The 16,296-nt window shown below is 54.3% G+C and carries 15 protein-coding genes and 1 riboswitch; of the genes, 9 read left to right on the top strand and 6 right to left on the bottom strand.

The features are described 5' to 3' along the window. Positions 1-5 precede the first annotated feature (5 nt). The gene (locus tag ACRRUX_RS06895) at positions 6-881 is read right to left on the bottom strand and encodes a MipA/OmpV family protein (RefSeq protein WP_432528555.1); all 876 of its coding nucleotides are present in this window, start codon (positions 879-881) and stop codon (positions 6-8) included. A 418-nt stretch (positions 882-1,299) separates the two neighbouring features. Between ACRRUX_RS06895 and ACRRUX_RS06900 the strand changes: the two genes are divergently transcribed. Further along, positions 1,300-2,523 (top strand): L-lactate MFS transporter, encoded by a 1,224-nt coding sequence (locus ACRRUX_RS06900; protein ID WP_432528557.1) that lies wholly within the window; start codon positions 1,300-1,302, stop codon positions 2,521-2,523. 180 nt (positions 2,524-2,703) lie between these two features. Here the strand turns inward: ACRRUX_RS06900 and ACRRUX_RS06905 are convergent, their stop codons facing one another. Continuing rightward, a complete protein-coding gene (locus ACRRUX_RS06905; RefSeq protein WP_432528559.1) occupies positions 2,704-3,183 on the bottom strand; it encodes a YcxB family protein in 480 nt (159 codons plus the stop codon). A gap of 137 nt (positions 3,184-3,320) precedes the next feature. Here ACRRUX_RS06905 and ACRRUX_RS06910 point away from each other — a divergent pair, with 137 nt between their 5' ends. The 5 genes from ACRRUX_RS06910 (at position 3,321) to ACRRUX_RS06930 (ending at position 7,756) form a co-directional block, all read left to right on the top strand. Next, positions 3,321-4,031 carry a pseudouridine synthase gene (locus ACRRUX_RS06910; protein WP_432528561.1) on the top strand — a complete coding sequence of 237 codons (711 nt, stop codon included), beginning with the start codon at positions 3,321-3,323 and terminating at the stop codon, positions 4,029-4,031. 98 nt (positions 4,032-4,129) lie between these two features. After that, positions 4,130-4,276: riboswitch (TPP riboswitch) on the top strand. A gap of 43 nt (positions 4,277-4,319) precedes the next feature. After that, complete coding sequence (gene thiD / locus ACRRUX_RS06915; protein WP_432528563.1) at positions 4,320-5,150, top strand: bifunctional hydroxymethylpyrimidine kinase/phosphomethylpyrimidine kinase; 831 nt, start codon at positions 4,320-4,322, stop codon at positions 5,148-5,150. A 114-nt stretch (positions 5,151-5,264) separates the two neighbouring features. After that, complete coding sequence (gene thiM, locus ACRRUX_RS06920; protein WP_432528565.1) at positions 5,265-6,083, top strand: hydroxyethylthiazole kinase; 819 nt, start codon at positions 5,265-5,267, stop codon at positions 6,081-6,083. Beyond that, complete coding sequence (gene thiE, locus ACRRUX_RS06925; protein ID WP_432528567.1) at positions 6,083-6,706, top strand: thiamine phosphate synthase; 624 nt, start codon at positions 6,083-6,085, stop codon at positions 6,704-6,706. Before thiM ends, thiE begins: the two co-directional genes overlap by 1 nt. Before the next feature lie 84 nt (positions 6,707-6,790). Continuing rightward, complete coding sequence (locus ACRRUX_RS06930; RefSeq protein WP_432528569.1) at positions 6,791-7,756, top strand: sensor domain-containing diguanylate cyclase; 966 nt, start codon at positions 6,791-6,793, stop codon at positions 7,754-7,756. A 45-nt stretch (positions 7,757-7,801) separates the two neighbouring features. On the opposite strand, the gene ACRRUX_RS06935 is transcribed toward ACRRUX_RS06930, so the two are convergent. After that, complete coding sequence (locus tag ACRRUX_RS06935; RefSeq protein WP_432528571.1) at positions 7,802-9,340, bottom strand: MFS transporter; 1,539 nt, start codon at positions 9,338-9,340, stop codon at positions 7,802-7,804. A gap of 286 nt (positions 9,341-9,626) precedes the next feature. On the opposite strand from ACRRUX_RS06935, the gene ACRRUX_RS06940 reads away from it, so the two are divergent. Next, positions 9,627-11,279, top strand: coding sequence for a methyl-accepting chemotaxis protein (locus ACRRUX_RS06940; protein WP_432528573.1), 1,653 nt, complete (start codon positions 9,627-9,629; stop codon positions 11,277-11,279). 66 nt (positions 11,280-11,345) lie between these two features. Here the strand turns inward: ACRRUX_RS06940 and ACRRUX_RS06945 are convergent, their stop codons facing one another. From ACRRUX_RS06945 to ACRRUX_RS06955, 3 genes are all read right to left on the bottom strand, one after another. Beyond that, positions 11,346-11,657, bottom strand: coding sequence for a hypothetical protein (locus ACRRUX_RS06945; protein WP_432528575.1), 312 nt, complete (start codon positions 11,655-11,657; stop codon positions 11,346-11,348). 53 nt (positions 11,658-11,710) lie between these two features. Continuing rightward, positions 11,711-12,265: a YbhB/YbcL family Raf kinase inhibitor-like protein gene (locus ACRRUX_RS06950; protein ID WP_432528577.1), complete on the bottom strand. Its 555-nt coding sequence runs from the start codon at positions 12,263-12,265 to the stop codon at positions 11,711-11,713. A gap of 176 nt (positions 12,266-12,441) precedes the next feature. After that, a complete protein-coding gene (locus ACRRUX_RS06955) occupies positions 12,442-12,693 on the bottom strand; it encodes a YfhL family 4Fe-4S dicluster ferredoxin (RefSeq protein WP_432528579.1) in 252 nt (83 codons plus the stop codon). Between the two features lie 281 nt (positions 12,694-12,974). On the opposite strand from ACRRUX_RS06955, the gene rhlP reads away from it, so the two are divergent. Together rhlP and ACRRUX_RS06965 are read left to right on the top strand one after the other, a co-directional pair. Continuing rightward, positions 12,975-13,802 (top strand): rhombotarget lipoprotein, encoded by an 828-nt coding sequence (gene rhlP, locus ACRRUX_RS06960; RefSeq protein WP_432528769.1) that lies wholly within the window; start codon positions 12,975-12,977, stop codon positions 13,800-13,802. A 505-nt stretch (positions 13,803-14,307) separates the two neighbouring features. After that, entirely contained in the window at positions 14,308-16,224 is a 1,917-nt protein-coding gene (locus ACRRUX_RS06965) for a prolyl oligopeptidase family serine peptidase (protein ID WP_432528581.1), read from the top strand. Positions 16,225-16,296 lie beyond the last annotated feature (72 nt).

The following is a 16,296-nucleotide window of genomic DNA, read 5'->3' on the forward strand; positions in this document are numbered from 1 at the left end:
GAATTTCAAAACCTGTAGGCAGTACCAATAAATACACCAACGCTATGATCTTCCATGAGAAGCGGACTATCGGCAATCCCTGCGCCGAAGCGAGTGTAACGACCCAGAAGCAATAACTCCAGCTTATTGGTAAGGGGATAGCTCAAATCCAGCTCTATGCCCGGGTTGACGCTGCTGCGCCCGGAATAGAGCGGACTGCCCCATGATGCTTCATCTGGCCGGATACCATAGTAGTAATCCACCAGTTTTCGGCTTTTCCAATCCAGAGTCAGGGCCAAATTCAGATTAAAACCCTTCAGCTGCCAGTGGTTAAACCAGGCAAATGTAGCCTGCTGGCCCTGATGCACGGCAAACATATCCTGAGTGAGCTGAGCCCGCCAGTTTCCCAATGAGGTGTACCAGACGATTTCTCCGCCTGCCATATACGTCAGATGGCGGCGGTTAAGATGATACTGAGGCTCGGGATCGCGACTGTATGGTGACAAAGAAACTCTCGGTGCCGGGCTGCCACCACTTAGACCACCGATAAACAGATTGCTGGGGTCCCAGCGGTTAAACCAACCCGCGTCATCATTGAATGCGCTGATGAGGTTGATGCTGTAATCCAGGCTGTCACTGAGGGTGTAACCGAAGGTGCCGTTGTCAAAGAAGAATCGCTCACCATACCAGGCGATACTGGGCAACACATACACAGGAATATCGTCATAGTCCCGCAGCGGATTGGACTTTTCGCCCCATCCGACGGCAAGCGCCAGCTGCCATTGGGGAGCTGGTGTCGCGATATCCCACCGGGGTATGTCCTGCTCAGCACTGGCCGTGGCACTCAGGCCCATGGATAACAGGCACAGCAGCAACAGGGACAAGGTTGTTGTTCGGATCATGGCAAATCAGCAAAGGTTAATGAAAGCTCAAGAGATGGCTCAGAGACTATCAGAAAGGATACACATGCACAGCGTTACTGATGCAAATGATACAAAGTGATACCTGTGGTGTGTATATGTAAATGCCCGGAATGGGCGCCAGGCCTGAACGGTTGTCTGAATTGGTGATGCTGATCACGGACAGGTTTTTTGAAGGACGCCGTCAGATCACTCTTTGTGATACGAAGTTTGCATTCCTGTGATCATCTGCGCAGGCTGAAAATAACCTTTTGCCGCTGTGCAATTTCCTTGCTAGACTCCGCGCCCTTTGGCACCACTCCATGGACTGAGAACTTATGCCAATCCCTTTGTCTGTGCAGTTGGTCGTCCGGGGTGGAGTGTCCGACTGTCGGTTAAATTAACCTGATTGAGTCGAATCATGAGCAAATTGAACAAAGCCACAGGTGTGCTGGCGGCTGGCTTCTTTATCAATATGTGTATCGGTATCCTGTATGCCTGGTCTGTGTTTAAACAGTCACTGGTCGAGCAGGGTTGGTCCAATGCCGATGCTTCCATGCCATACACAGTAGCCACTATCTGTTTTGCGCTGTCTTTGCTGGTTGCCGGTAACCTGCAGGACCGTATGGGTCCACGTAAGGTGCTGATCCTGGGCACCATCATGGTGGCCGTGGGGATGATCGTCTCCAGCTTCGCCACTACTCCCATGACATTGCTGCTGAGCTTTGGGGTGATCACCGGCTCTGGTATCGGTATCGGTTATGCCTGTTTGTCGCCTGCGGCGATGAAATGGTTCCACCCCTCCAAGAAAGGTCTGGTCAATGGCCTGATTGCGGCCGGTTTTGGTCTGGCAGCTGTGTACCTGGCACCCCTGACTTCCACCCTGATCGCCAGCTTCGGTATCAACACCAGCTTCCTGATCCTGGGTCTGGGCGTATTGGCCATTGCACTGCCACTGGCCTGCACCATCAATAACCCGCCTGCTGATTATGTGCCTGAAACCCCTGCCGGTTACAAAGCCAAGAGCGGCAGCGGCCAAGTCAGCATGGGCTGGCGTGAAATGGTGAAAACCCCGCAGTTTTACTCGCTGTGGCTGATGTATGCACTGGCGTCTTCTGCCGGTCTGATGGTAATTGGTAACATCACTTCTATCGCGGTAAAGCAGGCGAACCTGACTCAGGCGGCCTTCCTGGTGGTGGTGCTGGCAATCTTTAACTCGGGTGGCCGTGTGGCTGCCGGTATCCTGTCTGACAAAATCGGTGGTGTCAGAACCCTGTTGCTGGCCTTCATCATGCAGGGCATCAACATGGCGATGTTCGCCTCTTATGATAATGAAATCATGCTGATGGTCGGTGCGGCGATGGCCGGTGTGGGTTACGGCACCCTGCTGGCGGTATTCCCGTCCATTACTGCTGACTACTATGGTCTGAAGAACTATGGTGGTAACTATGGCGTACTGTACACCGCCTGGGGCGTGAGTGGTTTTATCGGCCCTGTGGTAGCGGCAACGGCTGTGGACATGACAGGTAACTATGTCATGGCATACAGCATCTGCGCCGGTATGCTGGTGGTCGCCGTGGTGCTGGCACTGGTGACCAAGCCGGTTCAGGCCAAAGAAATTGCTGCCGAGCCTGCTGCAGCTTAATCCCTGACGGCGCTTTGCGCCCGTCATCAGGCATCCAGTTTGCTGTCTCTCCGCAGCAGCTGACAAAAGTCGAAAAAGTCCCGGACCAGTTAGCGCTTCATCCGGGCAAAGTGGAAAATACCCGGTTGTTCTGCATCCGGGTTGGGAAAAGGCCGCTGCATCTGCAGCGGCCTTTTTCTTTTATGCGCTTTGCATCTTACCGCGGACAAAGGCATTGGCTTCATCGCTGAGGATACGGCGGGAAATATAGCTGCGGCCTTTACCGATATTCAGCAGATACCCCTTGGCGGTCAGCTTGATACTGTCGATTTGCGACCAGTTGATCTGCTGATTGACGTAATCTGAGGTGATTTTGATGCCTTCCTCATCCAGTACAAAATTCACCGAATGATTGGCGGCTTTGCTCATCAGCTGACGCCACAGCCACCAGGGGCGGCGGAATTTCACACTCAGGCCTTCAATCACCCCCAGGCCCATAAACAGGTAGCCAATGACATCCTCCATTGGCAGCGCCAGCAGCGCAAAGCCGACCAGCACAAAGCCTGCCGCTTTGGCGTAGGGGCGCAGCCCGGGTAAGGGTTTGGCGGTTTCATCGAAGCACTCTTCATAGTGACTTCTGTCCAGCACGAATTCAGTTTGATAGTGAAAGGGAGATGACATAGTGAGCAGAGGTAAAAAAGTTTGGCTCAGTATATCCGCTGCAGCGTGAATTGGGCATTAATACCGGTCATGGCGGTGGCATGTGGGGTGACGAGCAAGGATAATAGCGGCTCATTAGGGCAAACAGGATGACCGGATTGGAAAGTAAAAGGGCCAGGCTGGACAGGTTTCTGGCCAAAACGCTGCAAATACCCCGCAAACAGGTGCGCCAGTTGCTGCTGGCGCGGCGGGTGGCAGTGGATGGCGCCTGCGCCACAGATATGGATCTGCAGGTGGATGAGTTCAGCCTTATTGCGCTGGATGAGCAGCCGCTGCAGCAGCAAACGCCCCGCTATTATATGGTGCACAAACCGGTGGGGGTGGTCAGCGCAACTCAGGATGAGCAGCATGCCACTGTGCTGGAGTTGTTGCCACCATCGTTGCGAGCCGGGCTGCATATCGTCGGAAGGCTGGATCTCAATACCTCTGGACTGGTGCTGCTGACCAATGACAGTCGCTGGTCCGCAGCCTTGATGCAACCCGGCGCCCATGTCGAGAAGGAATATCTGGTGACCCTGGCCAATCCGCTGACGCCAGAGTATGCCCCGGCGTTTGCCGCAGGCATGTACTTTGGCTTTGAAGATATCACCACAGCGCCGGCGCAGCTGGAGATTGTCAGCAGTCACAATGCCAGAGTGCTGTTGACTGAAGGTAAATATCATCAGATCAAACGCATGTTTGGTCGCTTTCGCAATCCCGTGGTGGCGCTACACCGCAGCCGGGTGGGCACGCTTGCGCTGGATGAGAGCCTGAGCCCGGGGCAATGGCGTGCCCTTGAAGCAGATGAGGTCGTTCAGGCTTCGTCTTGAATCAGTGCTTTGCTGAATCCATGCTTTTCTGACACAGCATTAGTCGTTATCATCTGTCGCTGGCCTGGCAAGTTTTTTAAATTCAGTCAATTGCCAGTCTTTCTTAGTCGGGGTGCCTTGGGGATGGTGTGGTTCACACTCTCCTCTGGGCTGAGACCGCAGCAGCGGGACCCGTTGAACCTGATCCAGCTAAGGGCAAGCCCATGCTTCCCGATACTGGCGTAGGGAACTAAGCCCCGGGAAAGATTCCCCGCTTCCTTCTCTGCGCCTTATATAAGGTGCGAATACATGAACACTCCCATTACTCTGACCATTGCCGGCAGCGACAGCGGCGGTGGGGCAGGGATCCAGGCCGATATCAAGGCCATTTCAGCCACAGGCGGCTACGCCTGCAGCGTGATTACCGCACTCACCGCGCAAAATACCCTGGGGGTATTTGGCATTCATCCCGTTCCGGCGGATTTTATCGCCCGCCAACTGGATGTGGTGTTTGCCGATTTGCCGGTGCGGGCGGTAAAAATCGGCATGCTGGCCGAGCGCGAGATTATTACTGTGGTGGCCAAGAAACTGCGGCAATACCGCCCTCAATGGGTCGTACTCGACCCAGTGATGGTGGCCACCAGTGGTGATGTGCTGTTGGCGACCGATGCCATTGACTGCCTGCGCACAGAATTGTTGCCGCTGGCGGATGTGATCACCCCCAATCTTGCCGAAGCCTGTTGCCTGCTTAACTTGCCCATGCCGGCCTGTGAGGCGCAAATGCAGCCTTTGGTCGATGCCTGTCGCGGGCTTATCTCAAACCAGAATGCCTTTGGCCGAGCCCAGGCCTTGCTGCTCAAGGGCGGCCATTTGCAGCATGAACCAGAGAGCCGGGATCTGCTGATCCAGACGGATACCACCCTCAGTTTGTCCGCGCCCAGACTGGCCACCCGCAATACCCATGGCACAGGCTGCACCCTGTCGGCGGCCATCGCCTCTTGTCTGGCCCAGGGGATGCCCATAGGGCAGGCTTGCGGGCACGCCAAAGCCTATCTGACCCGGGCCCTGCAAAGCGCTGATCGCTGGCAGATAGGTCAGGGCCATGGGCCGGTCGATCATTTTTTTGCATTACATGAGTGACACACTTCAACACACATGACAGTCGGCTAGACTTAATCAAGCCTGTAAACCTTGCGTTAGTAGTTGATTGGAATCAGGTTTGACACGATTGCCGGCGAAGGAAAAGGAGTTTTCATGACAGATCCCCGTCATTTTATTGCCCAGCGCCTGACCCAGTTGAGAGCGAGCAGTCCGCTGGTGGTCAATATCACCAATTATGTGGTGATGAACAATACCGCCAACGCGCTGCTGGCGCTTGGCGCGTCTCCTGTGATGGCCCACAGCCATGAGGAGATGGAGGATATGCTCAATCTGGCGGGTGCGCTGGTGATTAATATTGGCACTCTGGACCGCCAGTGGATTGCCCGCATGAAGCACGCGGCTGCGCTGGCGGTGGCGCTGGATAAGCCGCTGGTGCTCGATCCTGTGGGATGTGGCGCATCGAGCTTGCGCACAGATACTGCCCGGCAGCTGTGTGATATTGCCGCGCCTTTGGCCGGACGCTTTATTATCCGCGGCAATGCCTCGGAGGTGATGGCGCTGGCTGGCGAGCTGCGCTCAACCAAAGGGGTGGACAGCCTGGCATCCAGCGATGCGGCACTGGGTGCGGCATTGTCTTTGCACCGTCAATATCAGGCGCAGGTGGTGGTGTCCGGCGCCACCGATTATGTGGTCGGTCAGCGGATTTTTACTCTCACCGATGGCCACCCGCTGATGGTCAGAGTGACCGGCATGGGCTGTACCTTCACCGCCCTGACCGGCGCCTTTGCGGCGCTGGGGGATGAACAGGGATTGCCCTGCGCGCTGTCGGCCGCGGCAGTGATGGGCGTCGCTGGCCTACAGGCAAGCAAAGACAGCGCCGGTCCCGGCAGTTTCCAGTGGCGCTTTCTTGATGCCCTGTATCAACTGACGCCTGAGCAGCTGGCGGCACAGGTCAAGTTGGTGGAGCTGTGATGAATTGTGATTATCGACTCTATCTGGTGACTGATTCCAGCCTGGATGATGATGCACTGTGCCGGGTCGTTCGCCAGGCGGTAGCAGGCGGCGTCACCATGGTGCAGCTGCGGGAAAAACAGGGGGATATCCGCGCCTTTATCCGCCGCGCGCAGAAACTCAAAACCCTGCTTTGCGGCAGCGGCGTACCGCTAATCATCAACGATCGGCTCGATGTGGCGCTGGCGGTGGATGCCGACGGGCTGCATCTGGGGCAGTCGGATATGCCTGCCCAGCTAGCGCGCCGGCTGCTTGGACAGGACAAAATCCTCGGGCTGACGGTCGAATCCATGGCGCAGCTGCACGAAGCGCAGACATTACCCGTGGATTATCTGGGGATCAGTACTGTGTTTGCCACGGCGACCAAAACCGATACCCGGTTTGAATGGGGGCTGGATGGCCTGAGTCTGGCCGTCAATTGCTCAAGCAAACCTCTGGTGGCAATCGGCGGTATTGGGGAGGCTAATTTTGTTCGGGTGCGGCAAACCGGTGTCGCAGGGATCGCTTTGGTTTCAGCGATTTGCGCTGCGGCGCAGCCCAGTCAGGCCAGTCGCCGTTTCAGACAAATGTGGCTGACAGATTAACAGCCCTCGCCCTTGGGCTATGCTTAAACCATAACCTTCCGGTACTGGTACCTTGCTGAATCTGAACCATCGACAGGGACGCTGATGCAAAAGCCTGATTTACCCATTAACGAAGCGCAGCGATTGCAGGCAGTCAGAGCATTGGGACTGCTGGATTCGCTGCCGGAGAAACGTTTTGACACCATCACGGCACTGGCAAAACAGATGTTTGCCATGCCAGTGGTGTGGTTTTCGCTGATCGATGATGAGCGTCAGTGGATCAAGTCCCGTCAGGGATCCCGTCTCAGTGAACTGCCCCGCAGTGAATCTTTTTGTGGTCACACTATATTGGGGGATGATGTGCTGCAGGTTGGTGACACTCTGGCTGATCCCCGTTTCTGTGATAATCCGCTGGTAACCGGCGACACTGGCTTTCGCTGCTATGTTGGCTGTCCGGTGCGCTCACAGGATGGCAACAACATCGGCACGCTGTGTTTGTTTGATACTGTCCCAAGGCAGTTTGATACGGCACAGATGCAGCTGCTGAAAATGCTGGTGACTCTGCTTGAGTGTGAACTGGAAACCCTGCAGACCGCCCATCACGATGATTTAACCGGCCTTATCAACGCCAGAGGATTGCTGTTTCTTGGCGATCACAGTACCCGTCTGTGTTATCGAACTGGCATCAGTCTTTCGATGATTTTATTGGATATCAATCAGTTCGGCTTATTCAATCAGGATTATGGGGAGGACTTTGGCGATCTGGTTCTGCTGGACACCGCCATGCTGCTTCGGCAGAGTTTTCGGGAATCGGACATGATAGCCAGAGTTGGCGGGGATCAATTTGTGGTGATCCTGCTCAATGCCGATGAAAGACGTGGCAAAACGGCCATGGGCCGCTTTCAGCAGGTGTTGAAGGAATATAACCAGTTACAGGGACGGGTACATCAGTTGAGTTTCAGGCATGTGGTGGTGGAGCTGGATTATGGTCATCACGGCGGCATGGTGGCATTGCTGCAGGATGCCAGGGCGCGACTGGCTGAAGATTACCTGATGATTACAGGTACCTGAGCCAGCTGGCTCAGGTCTGTGTCATGTCGATGAAACTGATTGAAATCAGCTTTGCTGTGAGCGCTGCAGCGTCAGCAGCCATCTTCCGTAGATATAAATTCCCACCGCAGAGAGCGAACCAATAGCCGCAATGATGTACCAGGCCATGCCGATATCGTGCATGTTGTACAGGGTTTGAGTCAGCTGCTCGGCGCTCTGGCCGGTATAACTTACCAGCGTGGTAAAGGCTTCACCCTGGGGGATAGTTGCTACCTCGGCAGGGCTCATGCCTTGCTGCTCCAGCATCTCCCGGGAAAAGCGCTCCTTGGAGGCAAAGTGCTCGTACAGTTTGGGGCCAAAATAGCCTTCCAGTCCCCAGCCTATGCCCTGTGGCAGCATTACAAAGCCCAGATACATGGCTTTTTTACCTTCAGGGGCAATGTTGCCCATGAACTCGTTCTTCTTTGGCGAGATCATCATTTCACCCAGTGAGAACATGACAATCGCCAGCACTATCATCCAGGCCGCATTGGTATAGCCGATCAGCACAAATGCCAGGATGCTCAGCAGACAGCCCGCCAGCATGGCGGTGGTGATGCGGTATTTGGCCGTCAGGGCGGCGACCAGAAAGCAGCTGGTCATGATCATGCCGGCGTTGAGGTTGAGCATGCCTTCCGGCATTACCTTGGTGCCTTCGTTATTCAACCCCAGCCAGAACTGCAGAATACCGTTGCTGGTGCCTTCAGGGCCAAACAGGCTGGTGACAATCACGCTGGTATTCACCCACTCGGAAATGTGAATGGGCAGCACGTCGAACAGAGAGTTGAACAAAAACCAGAAGCCGGAAAATACCAGCATATAGTAGATGACTACCGGCTTTTTCAGCTCGTGCCAGGCATCTTTCCACAGGGCTTCCTGCTCGATTTCTCCGGACTTGATTTTGGCGGCCCGGGCCAGACGTTCTGCTTTACCCGGTTCTTTATAGGCCAGCAGGAACAGGAAGTTAAGCGAGATGATGGCGGCGCAGGCGTAAAACACATTGTCCCAGGACAACTGACGCATATGTACGGCGACCAGCGGGCCGAGGAAGCCGCCAATATTCACCACCTGATAGAAGATACCCCAGGCCATGGAGGAGTTATCGCGGCGGGTGGCCAGCACCAGCGTGCCCTGAATCCCGGGTTTGAATATCCCGGTACCGGCAGCCAGTAACATGGCGCCTGTTAAAAAGCCCCAGAAGCTGGGGAAGAAGGCCATACACAGGTAGCCGGAGATCTTGACTATGGTCGAGGCGAAAATGGTCTCTTTGTAGCCAACCCTGTCTGAGATACCACCGGTGAATACCGGAATGAAGGTTTGCAAAATTGCCCAGGTGGAAATGATGATGCCGTAATCTGACAGAGTGATCCCCAGACCACCTTGAGAAACCGGCGCTTTGGCATACAGGCCGGCACTGGCTTTGACGCCGTAGTAAGCGATACGCTCCACCAGCTCCATGCCGCCAACCAGCCAGAAAATGTATCCCAGACTGGCGATGGAGGCCCACATCCCCAGTTGTTTGACTTCCCGCAGATCGTTGTCCGCGAGGTTATTGTTATTAGCCATACCCTTCCTTTGTTTTTATCGTTCTAATCATCGCGGCTCCTTATCCGGAGCTGACCCAAAACTCTACCGCGAATCATCACAAAATCCAAAGCGGCCCCCGAATTGCCCGGTGCTTTTCTCCAAACATGTGAAATTGAACAAGAAATCGTCATGAATTACTCAAGTTTCAGAGCAGGTGGCCGCTTCAGCAATATGGGGCGAAGTATTTTCAGCGTGCGATGGACGGCCAAAAAAGGCGTGCTGCTCTATTGTGCTGAGTTGGTCAAAAGGGAGCTTTACAATGCGAATGTCTGACATTTCCATACGCAGTCGGTTATGGGGTGTGATTGCGCTGGTGTTGATGACCGGTGTGGCGATTCTGGTGTCTCTGTCCTGGAATCTGGGGCGGGCGACCGGGGCGTATCAGGAATACGAGTACGGTGGAGTGGCAACCCAGGCGGCAATTCTGTCGATCAGCAGGGACATGAATTATGTCTCCCGTCTGACCCGGGCCATTATGCTGGGTGATGATTATGATAAAAATATGGCGCGGCTGGAGAGCTATCGCACCGCGATTTACGGGCATTTCGCCACTCTGTATCAGGCGATTGAACACATAGACGATACCGCGCAGCGCCAGCAACTGGCGAGTCTGGCACAGGTGGCTGAGCGGGATACCCGTGCATTTGTGGACGATGGTGTTGCCCGGATGCAGGCACTGGCTGACTCTCCCCGCCGCACCTTCGATTTGACCCGTGCTTATGAGGAATATCGGGTCGGCGCGACGCCGGTGGCCAACGCTGCCCGTGACAGTTTCAAGCAGCTGGTCGATCTGGAGGCCGTGGTCCGGGAGACGATTCAGGTCAAGGCCAATAGCGCAATGCAGCAAACCAAATTTCAGTCCTATCTCACGGTCGGCCTGCTGTTTGCACTGGTATGTGGCATTTTGGTGCTGATCCTCAAATCCATCATCCACCCGTTGACCCAATTGCAGCAAACCATCGAAGTGATTGAGCAGAACTCAGATCTCAGCCGACGTATTCCGGTGCAGGGCAAAGATGAGATTGCCGCGCTGTCCGGTTCATTCAACAGTATGCTGGAGAAATTTCAGTACAGCATTACCCGGGTTGCCGCGGCGGCGGCACAGCTCTCCGTGGCGGCCAATGAAACCCGTACCGTAACGGCATCGGCGCTGGATGCCATCGATCAGCAAAAGCGGGAGCTGGATCTGGTGGCCACGGCCATGAATGAAATGAGCAGCACTGTGACCGATGTCGCCCGCAATGCGGCTGCGGCTGCCGAAGCCGCCGTTGAGGCCGACCGCAGTGCCAATCATGGCGAGCAGGTGGTTGAGCAAACCGTGGGGCAAATCCGCCAGCTGGCCGGGGAGGTCAATCATGCGTCTGATGCCGTGGTCGAGCTGGAGCAGCACAGCCAGCAGGTATTCAGTATTCTGGAAGTTATTCAGTCAATTGCCGAGCAGACCAATTTGCTGGCGCTCAACGCGGCGATTGAAGCGGCGCGGGCTGGCGAGCAGGGCAGAGGCTTTGCGGTGGTGGCCGATGAAGTGCGTACACTGGCGAGCCGTACTCAGGCATCCACCGAGGAGATCCGCGCCACCATTGATAAGTTGCAGCAGGGGGCCGGCCGGGGTGTCGCCATGATGAGTCAGAGCCGTCGTCAGGCCGATGACAGTGTGGCCACTGCTGCGAAGGCTGGGGAGGCGCTCAGTTCCATCACCCACAGTGTGGCGCATATCAACGACATGAATACTCAGATAGCTACCGCCGCCGAGCAGCAATCCCAGGTGGCGGAGGAGATCAACAGCAATCTGGTGAGTGTGCATCAGGGGATGGCCAGCTCGGTTACCGGTGCGCAGCAGATCCATGCCAACACAGAGGTGCTGGCGCAAACTGCCAGAGAGCTTGAAAATATGGTCGGGGAATTTCGGGTATCCTGACGCGGCTCGGTTAATCAATGAAAAAGGCGCCCTGTGGCGCCTTTTGACGTACCAGTGCCCGGCAGCTTATTGCTTGACCGGCAGCTGCACCGGCCCAAGGCCTATGCGGCATTTCTCGAAGCCGGCTTTCCAGCCTGCCAGATATTGCTCGTGGGTACCGCTGAGTCTGGGGGCATTGGCCCAGTCGGATTCAGGCGTACCGACATTTTGCATGGCCGCTTTACATCCCATATTTAACCCATAGTCATGCATGTCCTGATAGCTGATTTGATGCTGCTGTGGCGGCGTTGAATCCGTTTGCACATCAGCAGGCCGGGAGCTGCAGGCCGCCAGTGACAGGGCGCCGGACAGCAGCATAATGGGATAGATTAATTTCACGAAAACTCCTTAACGCAGCCGGTGTTTGCCACCGGCTAAAACTGACCATGGGGTTATCTGGCGTTGGTGGGGGCGGTCAGCACCGATTTAGCCAATACATGCTGCAGAATGTTGTAACCCGCCAATGCCGCAGTCGCGTTGCCCGGCAATTCAATCTTGTCGGTATCCAGTGCATACAGGGTGATGTGGTACTGGTGAGGTTTGGCATCAGGGGGTGGACACGCACCGCCATAACCTTTGAAGCCGAAGTCATTGGTGACCATGCTTGCCCCTTTGGGCAGGTCGCTCTTACCTAAATCACCAGCTCCGGCTGGCAGCGAACGGCTGTCGGCTGGCAGGTTGATCACCAACCAGTGCCACCAGCCGCTGCCTGTTGGGGCGTCCGGGTCATACATGGTGAGAGCAAAACTCCTGGTGCCTTCGGGAACATCTGACCAGGACAGCTGAGGTGAAATATTGTCACCGGTACAGCCCCACTGATTGAAAATCTGCTGATTTCTGAAGCTTTGATCATTGGTGACTGAGTCACTTGAGAGCGTCAGGGCCTGGCAGGTTACCGACGACAACAACAAACCGGACAGGGTGAGCAATTTAATGCCTGTATGCATAATGCCTCCTTGGCTCCCCAACGAGCACCATAAGGGTGCGAAATATCAAGGTTTGCGCAGGGGAGAGATGGTTGGAGCACTCAGTCTACTCTGAATCCTCAGGAGGGCTGATCAGGTGAAGCAGATTTAATAGAATTAGCCCTGCAAATTGCAGGGCTAATGGGGTAACTCGCTGATTATAATTTGCCGGTCAGTTTGGCGTACTTAATCAGCAATTCATCATGGGATTCTGGATGAGCCGGATCCGGATCGATACAGTCGATCGGACAGACCGACACACAGGTGGGTTTGTCGTAATGACCCACGCATTCGGTACACAGATTCGGGTCAATCTCGTAAATCTCTTCACCCATGCTGATTGCCTGATTGGGGCATTCCGGTTCGCACATGTCGCAGTTAATGCAACTGTCATCAATGATTAAGGCCATCGCCTTGTTCTACCTCTGAATTTTATCCAATACCGCAGTAATGACAGCCAGGTGTTAACCCGTCAGACAATTGGATATGCAAATAATGGCGCCGATTTTAGCACAGGCCTGCTTGTATGCGGCAAGAGTCTCGGAAGTATAAGCCGCAGTTTGATTGCGGGAACCTGATTGGATCTGGCGGGTCAAATTGCAGGAACCTGGGAAAACCAACGGCATTGATTGCCAGTAATCCCTGGCTCTGGCATTGTGCCAGATATCAAATGCATACAAGGAATGTGATGATGACAATAAGAGTGCTTGGGGTCATTCTGGGGATGCTGTTGCTGGCTTCCTGCTCCCAGTTGATGAGCCACAATACCGGCAAGAATTCGGTATCCAGCAGTTTGGTGAATTTTCTCTATCCGGATAATGACGCCCGGATTGAGCATCAACCGCAAATTCCGCTATTGCGGTTGCCGGTCACCGTGGGGCTGGCGTTTGTTCCGGCGGCTAACCAATATCAGAATCCACTCTCCAAAAATCAGCAACAGGAGTTGCTCAGCAAGGTGAAGCAGGCCTTTGTCGGACGCGATTTTATTGGCCGCATCGAGATTATTCCTTCCACGTATTTGCAGCCCGGCGGTGGCTTTACCAATCTTGAACAGGTTGCCCGTCTGTATGATGTCGAAGTGATGGCACTGGTTTCTTACGATCAGCTTTCCCAGTCCACGGAAAACAATGCGGCGCTGCTGTACTGGACCATAGTTGGCATGTACCTGATCCCGGGCAATGAAAATCAGGTGCAGACCTTCGTGGATACCGCGGTGTTTGATGTCGCCAGCCGTAAACTCATGTTTCGCGCGCCGGGCCTGAGCAAAGTGGCTGACACCTCATCGGCAGTGCGGCTTGATGAGAACCTGAGTCGTCAGTCCAGCGAGGGATTTGCACTGGCGGTAGATGACATGATAGTGAACCTTAATGACGAGCTGGATCAATTCAAAACCCGGGTGAAAGAGGAAAAGGTGGCACGGGTTGAGCACAAGGCCGGATACAGTGGCGGCGCCGCGGGTGGTGTCAGTTTACTGCTGCTGACGATGGTTTGGTGGCGTCGGCGGTTGATGACATACTGAGAGCTAACGGCTTTGGGGCACACAAAATCACGGCAATGGCTGGTATGTCGCTGTTGCCCCAGGGATTGAACCGGTATTCAGCATCAGCGTGTGATACCCGGGCATTGACTGTATATCGGTTGTTTCCGGCCCGGGCATTGCGACAATTTGCTGTCATGCCCGCAATAGGTCTTACACCATGCCCGCAATCGCAATAAGCCAGCATAAGGAGTATTGCAGCAGTGTACAGCTAAGTTTGCCGGTGGTTTGAGGTCCATCGGCATCAATTTGTTGATGTTTGCACTTCTATTGGTTGAGCAGTCTAACCAGGGCGCATCTGATGAGCTCTGTATCTTCTTTGTCTCGCCCGGCATCCATCCACTCTATGGCGGAGCACCACCTTCGGGCATGAGGATTGCTGCCTGTCTCTATTTAATCTCTTTTTGCTGTCGTTTCTTTATTCTGCCCTTGTCTGACCTATGGCCTTTGTTAGTCTGGCAACATCCTTGTTACAACAAATGCCACCATGAAAAAGCTGATTTTGTCACTTGCGTTATTGCTGGGGTTGCCAGCCGCAGCGCAGGTATTGCCTCTTGACTATTTTGCCACCCCAGCCCAGTTTTCCAGCATCAAACTATCCCCGGGTGGCGATTATTTTGCGGCCACAGTGCCCAAAGATGACACCAATGTTCTGGTGGTGATCAACCGCAGCAACAATAAGCGGTTAATCGCCTACGGTTTTGGCCAGGATGAATATGTCGGCGACTTTTACTGGGCCAACAACGAGCGGTTAATTTACACCCGGGTTTATCAAACTCAGGGTTATGAACGTAAAGCCTACAAAGGGGAAATTTACGCTGCAAATATTGATGGCAGCAAGCGTGAACAACTGTTTGGCTACAGCAAAAAAGATAAATTCTCATCCCGCGGTGGAGACAAAGCGCACGGTTATATTGTCAGCATGTTACCCGGCGATGATGAGCACATTCTGGTGCGCGCATCCAAGTGGAATACCGACCGGGATGCACCGGATATGCTGTACAGGGTCAATATTTATAATCAGCGTAAAACCCGCATTGCCCAGACGCCGGTGGGGAATATCAGCGTGGTGACCAACAGTGACGGCATCCCTGTTATCGCCAAGGGCAAAGACCGGGATGGCAAAACCAAACGTTTCACCTTTGCCGATGGTCAATGGCAGGAAATCGGTAAAGACGATCCCCTTTATGGCTATTCCTATTTATCCCTGTCCCAGGATGGCAGACTGCTGTACCTGAGCAAGTCCGTCAATGACGGTACCACAGGTCTGTTCCAGTATGACTTTGTCAGTCGCAAAATCACGCCGCTGTTCCAGCATCCTGAATTTGATATCAATGGCTATGTGCGCGATCCCGATTCCGACCGTATTGTGGCGGTGGAAGTGATGCATCAGGGCATGGAATACCACTATCTGGATGACTCGCCTTTTGGCCGCATCCACAAGAAACTGTCGGTGACTTTCCCCGGTGCCGATATCAGCATTCGTGCCAACAGCAGCAGTGACAACGAAATGGTCGTAAAAGTGGTGACCGACAAAAGCCCGGGCGACTTTTATCTCTACCGTGCGGATAAAGGCACGCTCGATTATCTGCTGAGTACCAAACCCTGGATTTATCCGGAAGATATGGCCGACAGAACTCTGGTGCATTTCAATGCCAGAGATGGCCAGAAAATTCATGGCTATCTGACATTGCCCACCTCAGGTCAAAAGCCGTTTCCTCTGATTGTGGATGTACATGGTGGCCCTTATGGCGTGCAGGACGGCTGGCAGTATGATGCCAGTTCCCAGATGTGGGCCAACAATGGTTTTGCCGTACTGCAAATCAACTTTCGCGGCTCCGGTGGTTTTGGCAATCAATTCGAAGAGACTGCTTATCTCAGGCGCAGTACCTTAATTCAGCACGACATTATCGACGGAACCCGCTGGGCGCTGGCGCGACCGGAGATCAGTGACACCCAGGTGTGCATCACAGGTGGCAGTTTCGGCGGTTACTCGGCACTGATGTCACCGCTGATTGAACCTGAGCTTTACCGCTGCGCCATTCCCATGTTTGGAGCCTATGATCTGCTGTACCAGATGAAACACGCAGATTATATGGATGGCAGTTCGGTGTCTGTCAGTGCCATGAAGAAATATGGCGATAATGAAGAACACTGGCGCAAAGAGTCGCCCATGACCTATCTGGATAAGCTCAACACGCCGCTGATGATAGTCACGGGGGGGCGCGATACCCGGGTGCCACCGGAAAATGCCATGCATCTGAAGGCGGCACTGGATGAGCGCAACATCAGTTACGAGTGGTTATACAAGCCCTCGGAAGGCCACGGTTTTGTGAATAAAGACAATAAAGTAGAACTCTTTCAAAAGAGTCTGGACTTCGTACGCAAGCACCTTAAACCCTAAGTCGTAGTGGGCGCTCAACCCACCTGAAACGTGTTTTTCTCCTGTGTCCTTTGGCTGCCCTGTGGCAGCCTT

It is taken from the genome of Shewanella sp. GXUN23E (assembly GCF_050865035.1).
In the GTDB taxonomy this organism is placed as follows: domain Bacteria; phylum Pseudomonadota; class Gammaproteobacteria; order Enterobacterales; family Shewanellaceae; genus Shewanella.

Excerpts from the sequence above, each read along its gene's own strand:
- ACRRUX_RS06895 (WP_432528555.1), bottom strand. The coding sequence starts at position 881 with ATGATCCGAACAACAACCTTGTCCCTGTTGCTGCTGTGCCTGTTATCC.
- ACRRUX_RS06900 (WP_432528557.1), top strand. The coding sequence starts at position 1,300 with ATGAGCAAATTGAACAAAGCCACAGGTGTGCTGGCGGCTGGCTTCTTT.
- ACRRUX_RS06905 (WP_432528559.1), bottom strand. The coding sequence starts at position 3,183 with ATGTCATCTCCCTTTCACTATCAAACTGAATTCGTGCTGGACAGAAGT.
- thiD (WP_432528563.1), top strand. The coding sequence starts at position 4,320 with ATGAACACTCCCATTACTCTGACCATTGCCGGCAGCGACAGCGGCGGT.
- thiM (WP_432528565.1), top strand. The coding sequence starts at position 5,265 with ATGACAGATCCCCGTCATTTTATTGCCCAGCGCCTGACCCAGTTGAGA.
- thiE (WP_432528567.1), top strand. The coding sequence starts at position 6,083 with ATGAATTGTGATTATCGACTCTATCTGGTGACTGATTCCAGCCTGGAT.
- ACRRUX_RS06930 (WP_432528569.1), top strand. The coding sequence starts at position 6,791 with ATGCAAAAGCCTGATTTACCCATTAACGAAGCGCAGCGATTGCAGGCA.
- ACRRUX_RS06935 (WP_432528571.1), bottom strand. The coding sequence starts at position 9,340 with ATGGCTAATAACAATAACCTCGCGGACAACGATCTGCGGGAAGTCAAA.
- ACRRUX_RS06940 (WP_432528573.1), top strand. The coding sequence starts at position 9,627 with ATGTCTGACATTTCCATACGCAGTCGGTTATGGGGTGTGATTGCGCTG.
- ACRRUX_RS06950 (WP_432528577.1), bottom strand. The coding sequence starts at position 12,265 with ATGCATACAGGCATTAAATTGCTCACCCTGTCCGGTTTGTTGTTGTCG.
- ACRRUX_RS06955 (WP_432528579.1), bottom strand. The coding sequence starts at position 12,693 with ATGGCCTTAATCATTGATGACAGTTGCATTAACTGCGACATGTGCGAA.
- rhlP (WP_432528769.1), top strand. The coding sequence starts at position 12,975 with ATGACAATAAGAGTGCTTGGGGTCATTCTGGGGATGCTGTTGCTGGCT.
- ACRRUX_RS06965 (WP_432528581.1), top strand. The coding sequence starts at position 14,308 with ATGAAAAAGCTGATTTTGTCACTTGCGTTATTGCTGGGGTTGCCAGCC.